The sequence below is a fragment of the Variovorax sp. V93 genome, assembly GCF_041154485.1.
In the GTDB taxonomy this organism is placed as follows: Bacteria; Pseudomonadota; Gammaproteobacteria; order Burkholderiales; family Burkholderiaceae_C; genus Variovorax; species Variovorax beijingensis_A.
Genome location: NZ_AP028670.1, coordinates 315,689 through 329,426, shown reverse-complemented (window position 1 = coordinate 329,426; position 13,738 = coordinate 315,689). Strand labels below are relative to the sequence as shown.

General features: G+C 68.3%; 11 protein-coding genes. 6 read left to right on the top strand and 5 right to left on the bottom strand.

Features of this window, described 5'->3' with window-relative positions:
* The first annotated feature begins 4 nt into the window (after window positions 1-4).
* A complete protein-coding gene (locus tag ACAM54_RS27575; protein WP_369651597.1) occupies window positions 5-985 on the top strand; it encodes a tripartite tricarboxylate transporter substrate binding protein in 981 nt (326 codons plus the stop codon).
* A 274-nt stretch (window positions 986-1,259) separates the two neighbouring features.
* Here the strand turns inward: ACAM54_RS27575 and ACAM54_RS27570 are convergent, their stop codons facing one another.
* The 3 genes from ACAM54_RS27570 to ACAM54_RS27560 are packed head-to-tail and all read right to left on the bottom strand — an operon-like array spanning window position 1,260 to window position 6,203.
* Complete coding sequence (locus ACAM54_RS27570) at window positions 1,260-1,994, bottom strand: amino acid ABC transporter ATP-binding protein (protein WP_369651598.1); 735 nt, start codon at window positions 1,992-1,994, stop codon at window positions 1,260-1,262.
* Window positions 1,995-2,007: 13 nt separating this feature from the next.
* Window positions 2,008-3,258 carry a M20/M25/M40 family metallo-hydrolase gene (locus tag ACAM54_RS27565; protein WP_369651599.1) on the bottom strand — a complete coding sequence of 417 codons (1,251 nt, stop codon included), beginning with the start codon at window positions 3,256-3,258 and terminating at the stop codon, window positions 2,008-2,010.
* On the bottom strand, window positions 3,255-6,203 hold the full coding sequence (locus tag ACAM54_RS27560; protein ID WP_369651600.1) for an FAD-dependent oxidoreductase: 2,949 nt from the start codon (window positions 6,201-6,203) through the stop codon (window positions 3,255-3,257). The genes ACAM54_RS27565 and ACAM54_RS27560 overlap by 4 nt, the downstream gene beginning before the upstream one ends.
* Before the next feature lie 110 nt (window positions 6,204-6,313).
* Between ACAM54_RS27560 and ACAM54_RS27555 the strand changes: the two genes are divergently transcribed.
* The 5 genes from ACAM54_RS27555 (at window position 6,314) to ACAM54_RS27535 (ending at window position 11,083) form a co-directional block, all read left to right on the top strand.
* Window positions 6,314-7,210, top strand: coding sequence for a dihydrodipicolinate synthase family protein (locus ACAM54_RS27555; RefSeq protein ID WP_145744493.1), 897 nt, complete (start codon window positions 6,314-6,316; stop codon window positions 7,208-7,210).
* Between the two features lie 55 nt (window positions 7,211-7,265).
* Window positions 7,266-8,096 (top strand): ABC transporter substrate-binding protein, encoded by an 831-nt coding sequence (locus ACAM54_RS27550; RefSeq protein ID WP_369651601.1) that lies wholly within the window; start codon window positions 7,266-7,268, stop codon window positions 8,094-8,096.
* A gap of 40 nt (window positions 8,097-8,136) precedes the next feature.
* On the top strand, window positions 8,137-8,856 hold the full coding sequence (locus ACAM54_RS27545; RefSeq protein ID WP_145744497.1) for an amino acid ABC transporter permease: 720 nt from the start codon (window positions 8,137-8,139) through the stop codon (window positions 8,854-8,856).
* Window positions 8,857-8,870: 14 nt separating this feature from the next.
* Window positions 8,871-10,331 carry a dihydropyrimidinase gene (hydA, locus tag ACAM54_RS27540; RefSeq protein WP_145744499.1) on the top strand — a complete coding sequence of 487 codons (1,461 nt, stop codon included), beginning with the start codon at window positions 8,871-8,873 and terminating at the stop codon, window positions 10,329-10,331.
* A 65-nt stretch (window positions 10,332-10,396) separates the two neighbouring features.
* Complete coding sequence (locus ACAM54_RS27535; protein WP_145744587.1) at window positions 10,397-11,083, top strand: GntR family transcriptional regulator; 687 nt, start codon at window positions 10,397-10,399, stop codon at window positions 11,081-11,083.
* Window positions 11,084-11,287: 204 nt separating this feature from the next.
* Here ACAM54_RS27535 and ACAM54_RS27530 read toward each other — a convergent pair whose 3' ends face one another.
* Both ACAM54_RS27530 and ACAM54_RS27525 read right to left on the bottom strand, forming a co-directional pair.
* Window positions 11,288-11,563 carry a hypothetical protein gene (locus ACAM54_RS27530; protein ID WP_209501492.1) on the bottom strand — a complete coding sequence of 92 codons (276 nt, stop codon included), beginning with the start codon at window positions 11,561-11,563 and terminating at the stop codon, window positions 11,288-11,290.
* Between the two features lie 129 nt (window positions 11,564-11,692).
* Complete coding sequence (locus ACAM54_RS27525; RefSeq protein WP_369651602.1) at window positions 11,693-13,729, bottom strand: acetyl-CoA carboxylase biotin carboxylase subunit; 2,037 nt, start codon at window positions 13,727-13,729, stop codon at window positions 11,693-11,695.
* Between the last annotated feature and the right edge of the window lie 9 nt (window positions 13,730-13,738).

Genomic DNA, 13,738 nt, shown 5'->3' with positions numbered 1-13,738 from the left:
GACCATGCCTTCCATCTGCCGCCGGGATTTCGTCGCCTCTGCCTTCCTGATGGCCGCCGGCCTGGGGAGCGGCCGCGCATTCGCCGGCAGTTTTCCCAGCCGTCCCATTCGCCTGATCGTGCCGTACGGGCCCGGAGGCGGTTCCGATTTTGTTGCGCGCCTGATTGCCCAGAAGCTGACCGAAACGGCGGGGTGGAACGTCGTCGTGGACAACAAGGCCGGGGCCTCGGGGCTCATCGGCACCGATGCCGCGGCCAAGAGCGCCGCGGACGGCTACACGTTGTTCCTTGCGGACGCCGCACACGCCACCAATGCCGCAGTGCAGCCCAAGATGCCTTTTGATCCGATCCGGGACTTCTCGCCACTTACGCTGGTGGGCTCTTCGCCGCAGCTGCTGGTGGCGCATCCGTCCCTTCCAGCCAACTCCCTGCGAGAACTGCTGGCGCTGCCGCGTGCCCGAGTACGCGAATACGGCGTAGGAACCCCAGGGCAGGGGTCCGTTCCGCACCTGCTGTACGAGACGCTCAAGCGCAAGACGGGCATGGAGCTGGTGCATGTACCCTACAAGGGCGGCAGCGCCGCCTTGACCGATGCGGTGGGCGGACAGGTGGCCATGGTGATCAATTCCGTGCCGGCCTGCATGCCGCACATCGAAGCGAAGCGGCTCAAGGTACTTGCCATCGCCAGCGCGACGCGACATCCGAAGTTGCCGGACGTGCAGACCTTCTCCGAAAGCGTCCCGGGCATGGTCGGAAGCGCCTGGTATGGCGTGATGGCGCCTGCCAGGATGCCCGCAGATCTGCTGCAGCAGCTGAACGCAGCCATCGACAAGGTGCTGGACCTGCCCGATGTCAAGGCCAGGCTGGAAGGCTCTTTCGTGGATCCCATGCCGCGCGGGCCGCAGGCGTTTTCCAACTACCTGAATGAAGAAATCGCGCGCTGGAAATCGGTCGTGAAAGAGACGGGGGTCACGATCAACAGCTGAGACTTTCCCGGTCCCGCATTGCCGAAATCGAAGAACATGGAGGGCAGGTCGAGGTCTGTGGACTTCGCCGCAATGTTTCGTCTACGGTTGTCGTTTGCCTTTGCGGTGCTTGTGGCGCTGGTCTGTTGCCAGGCTGCTGGCGCTGTGCGTGTCGACTTCCGTGTCCGCGCAGACGGCCTCGAGCGCAAGTTGCGCTTCACCGGCGAACGCGAGATCGCGGGGTTGTTCAAGGACGCTGCCGACACAAGCATGACCCAGTTGGCCGGGCCGGCCGTCAGTGCTGAAGAATCTTGGAAAGAAACTGCTGCGCCCGGTCGGAGCGCTCGGACGGGTTGCCGAAGAACTCGTCCTTGCTGCAGTCCTCCACGATGCGGCCCTGGTCCATGAAGATGACGCGATGGGCGACCTTGCGCGCGAAGCCCATCTCGTGCGTGACGCACATCATCGTCATGCCTTCGCGGGCCAGTTCCACCATCACGTCCAGCACCTCGTTGACCATCTCCGGATCGAGCGCCGAAGTGGGCTCGTCGAACAGCATCGCGATGGGGTTCATCGCCAGCGCACGCGCGATGGCCACGCGCTGCTGCTGACCGCCCGACAGCTGACTGGGAAACTTGTGCGCATGGGTGCGCATTCCCACGCGCTGCAGCAGGCGCATGGCGGTGTCGTGCGCCTCGTCGGCGGAGCGCTTGAGCACCTTGCGCTGCGCGATCGCGAGGTTCTCCTCGATCGACAGGTGCGGGAACAGGTCGAAATGCTGGAACACCATGCCCACCCGTGCGCGCAGCTGGTTGATGTTGATCTTCGGATCGCCCACCGACACGCCGTCGACCAGGATGCGACCCTGCTGAAAGGGTTCCAGCGCGTTGACGCACTTGATGAGCGTGGACTTGCCCGAGCCCGAGGGCCCGCAGACGACCACGACCTCGCCCTTGCGCACGTTCGTGCTGCAGTCGGTGAGCACCTGGAACGCGCCATACCACTTGCTGACTTGCTGGATCTCGATCATTTGCTTTCCACCTTCAGCGTTGCAGGAGTTGGAGGAGGGTGTTCGCGATGACCTGGGTCGCCTGGCGCAGCTCGGCGAGCGGCACGCGCTCGTCGGCACGGTGGCCGTTGGCTTCGAGCAGGGACTCGGGGCCGGCCCCGTACATCACGGTGGCAATGCCGGCCTCGCTGTACAGGCGCGCATCGGTGTAGAGCGGCACGCCGATCGGCGTGACCGGCTTGCCCATCACCTCGCCGGCCTCGCGGCACAGCAGCTCGGACAGCGCCTTCGCGCCCGGTGCCGGCACGAACGGCCGCGCGAGGAGGATGCGGCGGATCTCCACCGTGATGCCAGGCAGCGCGCGGCAGGCGCTCTCGATCACGCTGCGCAGCTCGGCCTCGACCGCCTCGGGCGATTCCTCGGGCACGATGCGGCGATCGATGCGCAGGCTGAGCCGGTCGGCCACCACATTGGTGTTGATGCCGCCTTCGATCAGGCCCACCACCAGCGTGGGATGGCTGATGCCAGGCGTCTGCGAGGGACGGTCCGCGAGTCCGTCGCGGTAGCGGTAGAGGGCGGGCAGCAGCGTGGCCGCGGCCTCGATGGCATCGTGGCCGGTGTCGGGCCGCGCGGCGTGCGCGGACTTGCCGCGCAGCGTCACCTCCAGGTGGAGGCAGCCGTTGTGGGCCACCACCACGTGGTGCGAGAAGGCGGCGGACAGCACGTAGTCCGGACGGCTGAGCCCCTGCGAGAGGATCCAGCCCGGTCCGGCCATGCCGCCGGTTTCCTCGTCGTAGGTCAGGTGCAGTTCGATGCTGCCGTTCAGCGGCGCGCCCGATGCTGCGGCCTGCTTGAGCGCGCGCATGGCAAAGGCATAGGTGGTGAAGTCCGATTTGGAGACGGCTGCGCCGCGGCCGTACATCCAGCCGTCGCGCACCTCGCCGCCGTAGGGGTCGCTGCTCCAGCCTTCGCCAGGGGGCACCACGTCGCCATGGGCATTGAGCGCGATCACCGGCCCGCCCTCGCCGAAGCGTTCGCGCACGATGAGGTTGACCACGCTCTGCATGCCATGGGCGGCGGCGAACTCGGCGGGCACCGGATGGCGCTCGACCTCGAAGTCAATCGCCTCGAGCAGGGTGGCGGTGAGTTCGGCATGCGGCGCGCAGTCGCCCGGCGGGTTGTCCGAGGGGCACTGCACGAGGCGGGCCAGCATCTGCACCTGCTCGTCGAAGTGCGTGTCGATGAATTGGCGCAGCAGCGCCCGGGTGTCGGCGTGGTCGTTCATGGAGCTCGGAGGAATCGTTCAATGCGGAAGGGAGTGATGTCGATGTCTGCGCGGGCGCGCGTGATGAGATCGGCCACCACCCGCGCGGTGACCGGCGCGAGCGTGTAGCCGTTGGAGGTGACGGCGTTGAAGAAGCCTGGCACGCCAGGCACTTCGCCCATGATCGGCGCACCGTCGATGTTCACGTTCATGCCGGCCCAGCAGCGCAGCACATGCAGTCCCGCGATGGCCGGCAGCACATGCCGGGCCACCCAGAGGTTGCCCTCGATGCTGGTGCGCTCGGCGCGGTTCAGGCGCATGTCTTCGTCGAAGGCCGCGGTCCAGCCGCCGCCGACCAGCAGCGCGCCGCTGGCCGCCTGCTTCAGGCTGAGGTGCCGGTTGGCATGCGCGATGAGGTGGTCGACCAGCGGCGGGGCGGGCTCGGTCACGATCATCTGCAGCGGCGCGCCCTTCACCGGAATGCGCACGCCCAGCATGTTGCCGATGGCACTGGACCAGGCACCGCTTGCGTTCACCACGCGGCCGGCGCGGATGCTCCCGCGCGAGGTGCGGACCTCGAAGCCGGCGCCGTCGCCGGGCAGCCGTTCCATGTGCTGCACGTCGCAGCCGCGCAGGAAGCGTGCGCCATGCTGCTGCGCGCGCCGGGCGACCGCGTAGGTGGCGCGCAGCGGATTGATCTTGCCTTCCATCGGGCACAGCTCGGCGCCCAGCAGCGTGCCGGACAGGGCGGGGGAGAGGCGCCGCAGCTCGGTGCTGTCGATCAGCTGCGCGTCGATGCCATGGCTGCGCTCGAGCGCAGCCTTGGCTTCCAGGAAGCGCAGCCCGGCTTCGCTGTCGGCCACCATCAGGCCGCCGGTGATCTTGATTTCCAGGTCCTCGTCGCAGTCGGCCTCGATCTGCTGCCACAGGCGCACCGACATCGGCCCCAACGGCAACGTGGCCGCGGCCGGGCCGCCGCCGGCCTGCGCGCGGTCGCCGAAGTCGAAGGAGAGCAACTGTACGTGCAGGCTGCCGGCATTGGCACCCGAAGCCTGGAGGTTGAGGTCGTCGCGGTCGACCACCGTCACGTCCACGCCTTCCTGCGCCAGGTAGTAGCCGAGGCACGAGCCCAGCACGCCCGCGCCGATCACCAGCACATCGGTCTGAAGGGGCTGCGGCTGCAGGGGGCCGACCGCAACGGGCCGCGCGAGATTGGGCGTGATGGCCGGCTTGTGGCCGCCCCATTCGGGTTTCTCGAAGCCCAAGGCGCCGGCGGGAACCGGCTTGGCCGGCGGACGCGGCGCAAGGTACTGCTCGACGCCGGGCGCCTGGCCCGTCATTTCGGTGACCAGCCGCGCAGCGGTCACCGCACAGTAGCGGCCCTGGCAACGGCCCATGCCCAGGCGGGTGTTGCGCTTGAGCGCGGCGAGCGTGTCACGGCCGGCGCGGATCTGCTCGCGAACCGTGCCGAAGCTGATCTCCTCGCAGCGGCACAGAAGCGTGTCGTCGGGCACCGCGGCGAGCGAGACGGGCGGCGCCTGGTAGATCGTCCACAGCGCCTGCTGGAACCGCATGGCCTTGCGCAACCGGGCGATTGCTTCGGTCGGCTCCAGCGGCGCTCGGCCCAGGTTGCGTGCCGCCGCCGTGCCGGCGAGCGTGCCGCGGGCCAGGGCCACGCGCGATCCGCCCATGTCGGCGCCGTCGCCCACGACATAGACGCCCGGCAGGCTGGTGGCGCCGTCTTCGGCGGTCACGGTGGCCAGGTAGCCAAGATGGCGCGGCGTCAACCGGTGCTCGCAGCCGAGCATGCGTGCCAATTCGGTGGAGGGGATGAAGCCGTAGCCGAGGCACAGGGTGTCGACATCGAATGCGCGCGTATTGCCTGGATGCGCAAGCTCGCAGGCCTGGACCTGTTCGAGCGAGCCTTGGCCTTCGGCAGCGGCCACCGTCCAGCCCCAGAGCACCGGCACCTTGTGGGCACGCAGGCGGCGCAGGTAGCGCCAGCCGTCGCGCAGCAGGTCGGGCGCCGTGCGGGCTGCCGTCAACACCGGGCGCCACTGCGTGGGCGAAGGGTGCGGCGCGGATTCCAGAACCGCGGCGACATGGGCGCCCCCGGCCAGCAGTTCGGCGGCGAGCTGCAGGTTGAGCGGACCGTTGCCGGCCACCAGCACGCGCTGGCCGGGCGATACGCGGTAGGCGCGCGCCAATGTCTGGCCCGCGCCGGTGGTCATCACGCCGGGCAGGGTCCAGCCTGGGAAGGGCACGGGGCGTTCGTAGGCGCCGGGTGCAATGACCAGCTGGCGGCAGGCGATCACGTGCGCCTGGCCATCGATGAGCGCGCCGATCTCGCGCGGCGAGAACGCCGACCAGACCTGCGCGCCTTGCTCGATGGCTACGCCGGCCTGTCGCACCTCGCGCTCCAACGCCAGCCCGTCGGCGAACTGGCGGTCGGCCGCGCCCGGCGTCTGGTGCGAAGGTGCCAGGGGTTTGTAGAACTGGCCGCCGGCCTGAAGCCGCTCGTCCAGCACCAATACCTGCGCGCCGGCACGTTGCGCGGCCAGTGCCGCCGACAGGCCGGCCGGGCCTGCGCCAACCACCAGGACATCCACTTCGCGGCGCGCGGGCGCCTGCTCCGGTTCGCGGGTCAGCGGCTGAAGAGGATCGGCCGGGGTGCCTGCTGGCATTGCCGAGCGCACCTGCTGCCCCTCTGCCACCTTGGTCAGGCAGGCGCGCTGGCTGGCCCTGCCATCCACCGTGACCAGGCAGTCGAAGCAGGCGCCCATTCCGCAATACAGCCCGCGGCGCTCGCCGCCGCGCGTGTGCCGCATCTTGTTGATGCCGGCCGCAGCCAGCGAAGCGGCGATGGTTTCGCCGTCCAGGCCGTCCACCGGTTGGCCGTCGTACCAGAAGCGCACGGGGCGCCCGGCGACGGCGATCGAGTGATGGGTGAGTCTGGCGGCGCTCATGAGCGGGGGCGAAACGGCGAAAAAGTTCGTTGACGACATCGGATGTATACGTATACTACACGTATACCGAATCGCCCGCTATCCCCATTTTTCAGCCAGGACCCGCACCAATGACAGCGTTTCGCGGCACCTACACAGTGCTCATCACCCCCATGACCGCAGACGGCAAGCACGTCGATGTGCCGGCGCTTCGCAGGCTGGTCGACTGGCAGATCGAGCAGGGCATCCACGGGCTGATCCCTCTGGGAAGCACCGGGGAATTTCTGTCGCTCACGCCCGAGGAGCGGCAATTGGTGATCGAAACCTGTGTGAGCACCGCAGCAAAACGCGTGCCGGTGCTGATCGGCACCGGGGCCGAGTGGACGGACGAGTGCGTGCGGCTGAGCCGCGAGGCCGAGAGCATGGGCGCCGACGGCGTGATGATCATTCCGCCCTTCTACAGCACGCCCACCGATGACGAACTGTTCGCGCACTACCGCAAGGTGGGCGAGTCGATCGGCATTCCGATCATGGTCTACAACAACCCGGCCACGGCCAATGTGGACCTCCGGCCCGAACTGGTGGCGCGGCTCTCGCGCATCGACAACTGCCGCTACATCAAGGAGTCGACGCTGGAGGTCACCCGCGTGCGCGACATCATCGAGCTCTGCGGCGACCGTATGACGGTGTTCGCCGGCATCCTGGGCTACGAGTCGTTCTGGCTCGGCGCACAGGGCTGGGTGGCCGTGTGTTCGAACCTGATCCCGAAGATGTCGGCTCGCCTGTTCGAGCTCGTGGCCGACGAGCGCGACATGCCCGCGGCGCTCGCGCTCTACAAGGAGATGCTGCCGATCGTGCGCTGGGTCGGCGGCCACCGCTACGTCGCGGCCTCCAAGGAGGGCCTGGCGATGATGGGCCTGCCCGTGGGCAAGCCCCGTGCGCCGCGGCTGCCGCTGCCCGACGCCGATGCGGCCGACCTGCGCCGCGAGCTCGAGCGGCTGGCGCTGATCGATTCGATCCGGGCCTGAGCGCCGGTTCCAGACACCTTTTCGCCGACCCGTCCACTTCCAGGAGGAATCCACCATGAAACTGCTCCCCACACTCGTGTCCGCGTCGCTTCTGGCCCTGCTTGCCGCGGGCACCGCGCAGGCCCAGGCCTGCAAGTCGCCGGTGCCGGACTCCGCGCTGGTCAAGAAGGGCACGCTCGTCATGTCGGTCAACCCGACACTGCCGCCGATGCAGTTCGTCGACCAGACGGGCGCGCTCAAGGGCATGCGCGTGGAGCTCGGCGAGCAGATCGCCAAGCGCCTGTGCCTCACGCCCGAGTACGTGCGCATCGAGTTCTCGGCCATGATCCCGGGCCTGCAGGCCGGGCGCTGGGACGTGATCAACACGGGCATCTTCTACACCGACGAGCGCGCGAAGCTGATGCAGATGCTGGTCTACGAAGACCAGGCGATCAGCATCAGCACGGCCAAGTCCAACCCGCTGAAGATCGCCAAGGTGGACGACCTCTCGGGCAAGAGCATCGGCGTGGAGCTCGGCGGCTTCGAGGAGCGCAAGGCGCGCGAGCTCGACAAGCAGCTCACCGACAAGGGGCTCAAGGGCATGAACATCCGCACCTTCGAGAACTTCGCGATGGCGTTCCAGGCGCTGCGCGCGGGCCAGGTCGAGGTGGCGCTGTCGATCGACTCGACCGGCGCCGAATACCAGAAGCGCGGCGATTTCGATCGCGTGCTGCACGGCCTGTTCCCCACGCCCGTGGCGCTGGCCACGCGCAACAAGGACCTCGCCGCCGCCATCGCGAAGGCCATGAACGACATGAAGGCCGACGGCAGCTTCCAGAAGCTGTTCGACCAGTACGGCGTCAAGTCGGTGGACGGCGCGGTGGCCGTCAAGGGCCCGGCGGGCTGAGGCCCGGCGCCAACGCCATCAGGCACGCGAAGGAACGCTCATGGGACAAGGCTGGAGCTGGTCGGGGTTCGTCGACTACCTGTTCAATCCGTACCTCCTCAGCGGCGCGGTGACCACGCTGTGGCTCACGCTCGCGGCCATCGCAGGCGGCCTCGTCGTGGGCTTCGCGCTGGCGCTGGCGCGGCTGTCGAGCCGCCGCTGGCTGTGCGCGCCGGCGCACTTCTACATCTGGGTGTTCCGCGGTACGCCGCTGCTGGTGCAGCTGATCATCATCTACACGGGACTGCCGCAGCTCGGGCTGAAGCTCTCGGTCATCGAGTCGGCGCTGCTCGGGCTGATCCTCAACGAAGCCGCCTACCTGGCGGAGATCGTGCGCGGCGGCATCCAGTCGGTTCCCCCGGGCCAGACCAACGCCGCGCGCGCCGTGGGCTTCAGCAGCGCGCAGACCATGCGCTACATCGTGATGCCGCAGGCGATGCGGTTGATCGTGCCGACGCTCGGCAACAGCATCAACGGGCTGCTCAAGACCACCTCGATCACTTCCGTGATCTCGATGGAGGAGCTGCTGCGGCGCACCCAGGTGCTGATCCAGGAGAAGTTCATGGTGCTCGAGCTGTTCATCGTGGCGGCGATCTACTACCTGCTGATGACCACCGCCTGGGACTTCATCCAGCGCCGCATCGAGCGCCACTATGGCCGAGCCCACGGCGACGCCGGCGCGCCGCCGATCCCCGCCGAACCCGCGCTCGAGCAGCGCTGAAGCCACCCCGCGCCATGAACACCACCCGCTACGACCTGATCCTGCGCAACGCCGACATCGCCACCGTCGGCGACCGCTATACCGCCGACATCGGCGTGCGGGACGGGCGCATCTGCGCCATCGCCCAAGGGCTCGAGGCCGGCGCCGCGCGCGAGATCGATGCGCGTGGCCGGCTCGTGACGCCGGGCGGCGTCGACGGCCATTGCCACTTCGACCAGCCCACCAGCGACGGCTCGCGCTTCGCCGACGACTTCCTCTCGGGCACGCGTTCCGCGGCCTGCGGCGGCACCACCACCGTGCTTCCCTTCGCGGCACAGCAGAAGGGCCGCAGCGTCCAGGAGGCGGTCGACGACTACCACCGCCGCGCCGAGGGCAAGGCGGTGATCGACTACGCCTTCCACCTGATCGTCGCCGATGCCACGCGCGACGTGACGCAGCGCGAGCTGCCGATGCTGATCGAGAAGGGGTACACCTCCTTCAAGATCTACATGACCTACGACGACCTCAAGCTCGAGGACCGGCAGATCCTCGAGGTGCTCGCCACCGCGCGCCGCCACGGGGCCATGACGATGATCCACGCCGAGAACAGCGACTGCATCGCCTGGCTCACCGAGCAGTTGCTCGAGGCGGGCCTGACCGCGCCGCGCTACCACGCGAGCTCGCGGCCGATGGCGGTGGAGCGCGAGGCGACGCATCGCGCGATCGCGCTCGCGGAGTTGGTCGACACGCCGATCCTGATCGTCCACGTCTCGGGCCGCGAGGCGGTCGAGCAGATCCACTGGGCGCGCGGGCGCGGCCTCCCGATCCATGCCGAGACCTGCCCGCAGTACCTGTTCCTCAGCGCCGAGGACCTCGGCATCGATCCGGACGACCCGATGCACGGCGCGCGCTGCATCTGCAGCCCGCCGCCGCGCGACAAGGCGAACCAGCCTTTCATCTGGAACGGTCTCGCCAGCGGCCTCTTCACGATCGTCTCGTCCGACCACGCACCTTTCAACATGAATGGCCCCGACGGCAAGCGGGTGGCCGGCGACAACGCCTCCTTCGACCGCATCCCCAACGGCATCCCCGGCGTGGAGACGCGCCTGCCGCTGCTCATGAGCGAGGGCGTGCTGAAGGGGCGCATCGACATCCACCGCTTCGTCGAGCTCACGGCCACCAATCCCGCGCGGCTCTACGGCCTGTACCCGCGCAAGGGCACGATCGCGGTCGGCAGCGATGCCGACTTCGTCGTGTGGGACCTCTTCGCCGAGGGCGAGGAGAAGCTGCTGAGCAACGAGATGCTGCATCACGCCGCCGACTACACGCCCTACGAGGGCATGAAGCTGCGCGCCTGGCCCGGCCTCACGGTGTCACGCGGCCGCGTGGTGTGGCAGGACGGCGTGTTCCAGGCCGAGCCCGGATCGGGCGAGTTCCTGCCGTGCCTGCGGCCGCGCGCGCCGAACGACGGCAATCCGCTCGCCAAGTGGCTGTGAGGCCATCGGTGCGCGCCGCCAGGCCCTGCTAAGCTTGCCCGCCCGTGGCCTTCGCCGTTCTCCGCATGCCCAGCCTTCCCAGCCCTACGCAACCCGCCACCATCACGATCGCTCCGCTGGAGGTTCGCTCCGCCAGCCTGGCCGAGCAGGCCTACGCGCGACTGCGCACGCTCATCCTCGACCGCCAGATCTCGGCGGGCAGCCCGCTGCAGGAGGCACGCCTGGCGGAGGAACTGCGCATCTCCCGCACGCCGATGCGCGAGGCACTGGTACGACTGGCCGGCGAGGGCCTGCTGGTGCGGCGCGATGCACGTTCCTATGCCGTTCGGGCGCTCGGCACCAAGGAGTACTTCGACTGCATGCGTGCCCGCGAGGTGATCGAGTGCGAATGCATTGCCCTCGCGGTGGCCAAGATCACCGATGCGCAGATCGACGAGCTGGAAGCCCAAGGCAAGGCGTTGCACAGCGGCGAGCACAGCGAGATCGAGCATTTTCATTTCGACGATCATTTCCATCTGGTCATTGCAAGCGCCAGCGGCAACGTGGTGTTTCCGCGGCTGGTGGAGGAACTGCGGGTCAACGCCCGGCTTTTCCGCCTGCACAGCCCGCTGCATCGCCAGCGCGAGAACCACGACGAGCATGGCGAGATCGTCGCGGCCCTGCGCTCTCGCGATGCCGGGCGCGCCCGCGAGGCCATGCGCAGCCACCTGCGCAGCTTGCAGGACGACGTGCGGCGCGCACTGACCGAGTAAGCGCAGCGGATTCGCGGGCCGCGAAGTGCCGCGCGACCGAAAAATTCTGCCGCAGGTGCCGAGCTATGAGAACTTGGCCTGCCCGCGCAGAGGTATCCCCAGCACGTCCGCCAATATCTGTGCGTACATCATCTTTTGCTGCACGAGGGAGGTCCATGGTTCGGACCGCCGCCGACGCGCCCAGCGCAGCCGCTGCGCCCGCGGTCACATCAGGCGCAATCCCCGGGCGAACCGCATGGAGGTCTTCACGAGTTCCGGGACGTCGCCCATCTTCGCGATCTCGGCCAGGCCGTCCTCGGTGATGCGGATCACCGTCGCCACCTGTGATGCGGCGTATCGCGCGCTCGACCTGAGCGCCTTGATCTCGGCTTCGATCAGACCCGTGGCCAGCAGCACCGAGACACACCGGACATCCTCCGGGTCGGCCACTCGCACCGGAAGCTGCACATGCTGCAGCCTCATCAGGAACAGGAGAGGCATTCGATTCTCCGATTGCCGGCTCTTGCGGTGACCAAAAAATGCCGGCGGTTCTTGGTCTACAAAATGTAGCTTCAAGTACATCCTGTCGCGGCAGATGTTTATCACTTAAAACCAATTCTGCAAACAAGTTCACGAATTGCCCCCGGCCGGCGATGACACCGGTGCCGATGGCATGGCGCCTGTCGGGCCGGTTGATGGTGCCTCGGCCCGAATCTCCGCCACGACGCGCTGCGCCTCGACCTGGTCGCCAACGGCCACGTGCACGGCCAGCAGGGTTCCCGTGGCGCAGGCGTTGTGGACGTGCTCCATCTTCATGGCTTCGAGCGTCACCAGGGGCTGGCCCGCCGTCACCTTGTCCCCCGGTGCAGCATGCAAGGCGATCACGCGTCCATTCATGGATGCGCGCACCCGGCCGTCGCCGCCGCCGTCTTCGCGCCGCGCCGGCGCGGAACGAGTGCGGTCTTCCAAAGCGTGGGGGTGCCCTGCATAGCGCAGCCAGAGGCTGCTGTCGTCACGGTCGAACACGGTGCTGTCCATCACGCCGTCGAGGATGAATCGCGCGTCATGCTCGCCGAGGGCGATGGCCTCCAGAACGTGCTCGACTCCGTTCGCCGTGAGCGTGAAGACCTGCGCCCGGGTCTGGGACACGCCGACCTGGCAATCGCTCCCGTCCAGCGAGAAGCGCATCCCGATCGGCAGCCCATGCGCAAGCCTGCGGCTGCCGGCCCCTTGCCTGGCCTCGCCCGCGGTTTCGTACAGCAGCCAGGCGCCGATGAGTGCGGCGCCGGTGCCCGCGGCTTCCTCTGGCTGCAGGAGCTCGCCCTCATGCTGCGCAATGAAGGCCGTGGTCGCACCGCCGGCCGCGAACACGGGCTGTGCCAGGCAGCGGGCGAGGAAATCCTGGTTGGTGCGAACGCCGAGCGCCACGGTGTCCTGCAGCCCGCGCAGCAGCTTGCGCCGGGCTTCGTCGCGGCTGCGTCCGTGGGCGATCAGTTTCGCGATCATGGAGTCGTAGCAGGGCGGAATGACGGCGCCATCGCCAAGGGCGTGCTCGACGCGCAACCCATGCGGCGGTTGCCAGCGCCGCATCGTCCCACTCTGCGGCATGAACCCGGCGGGCACGTCCTCTGCGCACAGGCGCACCTCGATGGCATGGCCCTGAAATCGGATGTCCTCCTGCGCCAGCGGCAGCGGCTCGCCGGCGGCCACCCGAAGTTGCCACTCCACGAGGTCAAGCCCCGTGATCGCCTCGGTCACCGGATGCTCCACTTGCAGCCGGGTGTTCATCTCCATGAAATAGTAGTTGCCATCGCGGTCCAGCAGGAACTCCAGCGTCCCCGCGCCCTCGTAGCCGATCGCTTTGACCGCAGCCACTGCGGTGGCCCCCATGCGCGCGCGCAGCTGCGCGTCGACCGCTGGCGACGGCGCCTCCTCGATCACCTTCTGGTGGCGCCGCTGCACCGAGCAGTCGCGCTCTCCGAGGTGCAGCGCGTTGCCGTGGCGATCGGCGAACACCTGGATCTCGATGTGGCGCGGCTCCACGATGGCGCGCTCCAGGAGCACGGTGGCATTGCCGAAGGCATTCTTCGCCTCCGACTGTGCACCGCGCAGCAACTCCACGAATTCGCCATGCGACTTCACCAGCCGCATGCCGCGACCACCGCCGCCGGCAGTGGCCTTGATCATCACGGGGTAGCCCAGCCGGGCGGCTTCGTCGGCCAGGCGCTGCTCGCTCTGGTCCTCGCCCAGGTAGCCGGGAATGCACGGCACGCCGGCCTGCATCATCAACTGCTTGGCGCCGGCCTTGTCCCCCATCGCCCGGATCGCTTCCGGCGACGGGCCGATGAAAACCAGTCCTGACTCGCGGCAGGCCGCGGCGAAGTCTTCGTTTTCCGCGAGGAATCCGTAGCCCGGATGCACCGCATCGGCACCGCTCGCACGCGCCGCATCGATGATGGCGGGGATGCGCAGATAAGACTGCGCGGGAAGCGGCTCGCCGATGCAGACGGCCTGGTCCGCCGCAGCCACGTGGGCGGCCCGCGCGTCAGCGGAAGAGTACACGGCCACGGTGCGGTATCCGAGGATCTTCGCGCTGCGCATGACACGCAGCGCAATCTCGCCTCGGTTGGCAACGAGGATCTTGGAGAACGGCGTCATGGTGCTCATGGGGATTCG

Bases quoted from the DNA above. Each gene is read 5' to 3' on its own strand.
- ACAM54_RS27535 (WP_145744587.1), top strand. From the start codon at position 10,397: ATGCCCAGCCTTCCCAGCCCTACGCAACCCGCCACCATCACGATCGCT.
- ACAM54_RS27575 (WP_369651597.1), top strand. From the start codon at position 5: ATGCCTTCCATCTGCCGCCGGGATTTCGTCGCCTCTGCCTTCCTGATG.
- ACAM54_RS27545 (WP_145744497.1), top strand. From the start codon at position 8,137: ATGGGACAAGGCTGGAGCTGGTCGGGGTTCGTCGACTACCTGTTCAAT.
- ACAM54_RS27570 (WP_369651598.1), bottom strand. From the start codon at position 1,994: ATGATCGAGATCCAGCAAGTCAGCAAGTGGTATGGCGCGTTCCAGGTG.
- ACAM54_RS27530 (WP_209501492.1), bottom strand. From the start codon at position 11,563: ATGCCTCTCCTGTTCCTGATGAGGCTGCAGCATGTGCAGCTTCCGGTG.
- ACAM54_RS27555 (WP_145744493.1), top strand. From the start codon at position 6,314: ATGACAGCGTTTCGCGGCACCTACACAGTGCTCATCACCCCCATGACC.
- ACAM54_RS27560 (WP_369651600.1), bottom strand. From the start codon at position 6,203: ATGAGCGCCGCCAGACTCACCCATCACTCGATCGCCGTCGCCGGGCGC.
- hydA (WP_145744499.1), top strand. From the start codon at position 8,871: ATGAACACCACCCGCTACGACCTGATCCTGCGCAACGCCGACATCGCC.
- ACAM54_RS27550 (WP_369651601.1), top strand. From the start codon at position 7,266: ATGAAACTGCTCCCCACACTCGTGTCCGCGTCGCTTCTGGCCCTGCTT.
- ACAM54_RS27565 (WP_369651599.1), bottom strand. From the start codon at position 3,258: ATGAACGACCACGCCGACACCCGGGCGCTGCTGCGCCAATTCATCGAC.
- ACAM54_RS27525 (WP_369651602.1), bottom strand. From the start codon at position 13,729: ATGAGCACCATGACGCCGTTCTCCAAGATCCTCGTTGCCAACCGAGGC.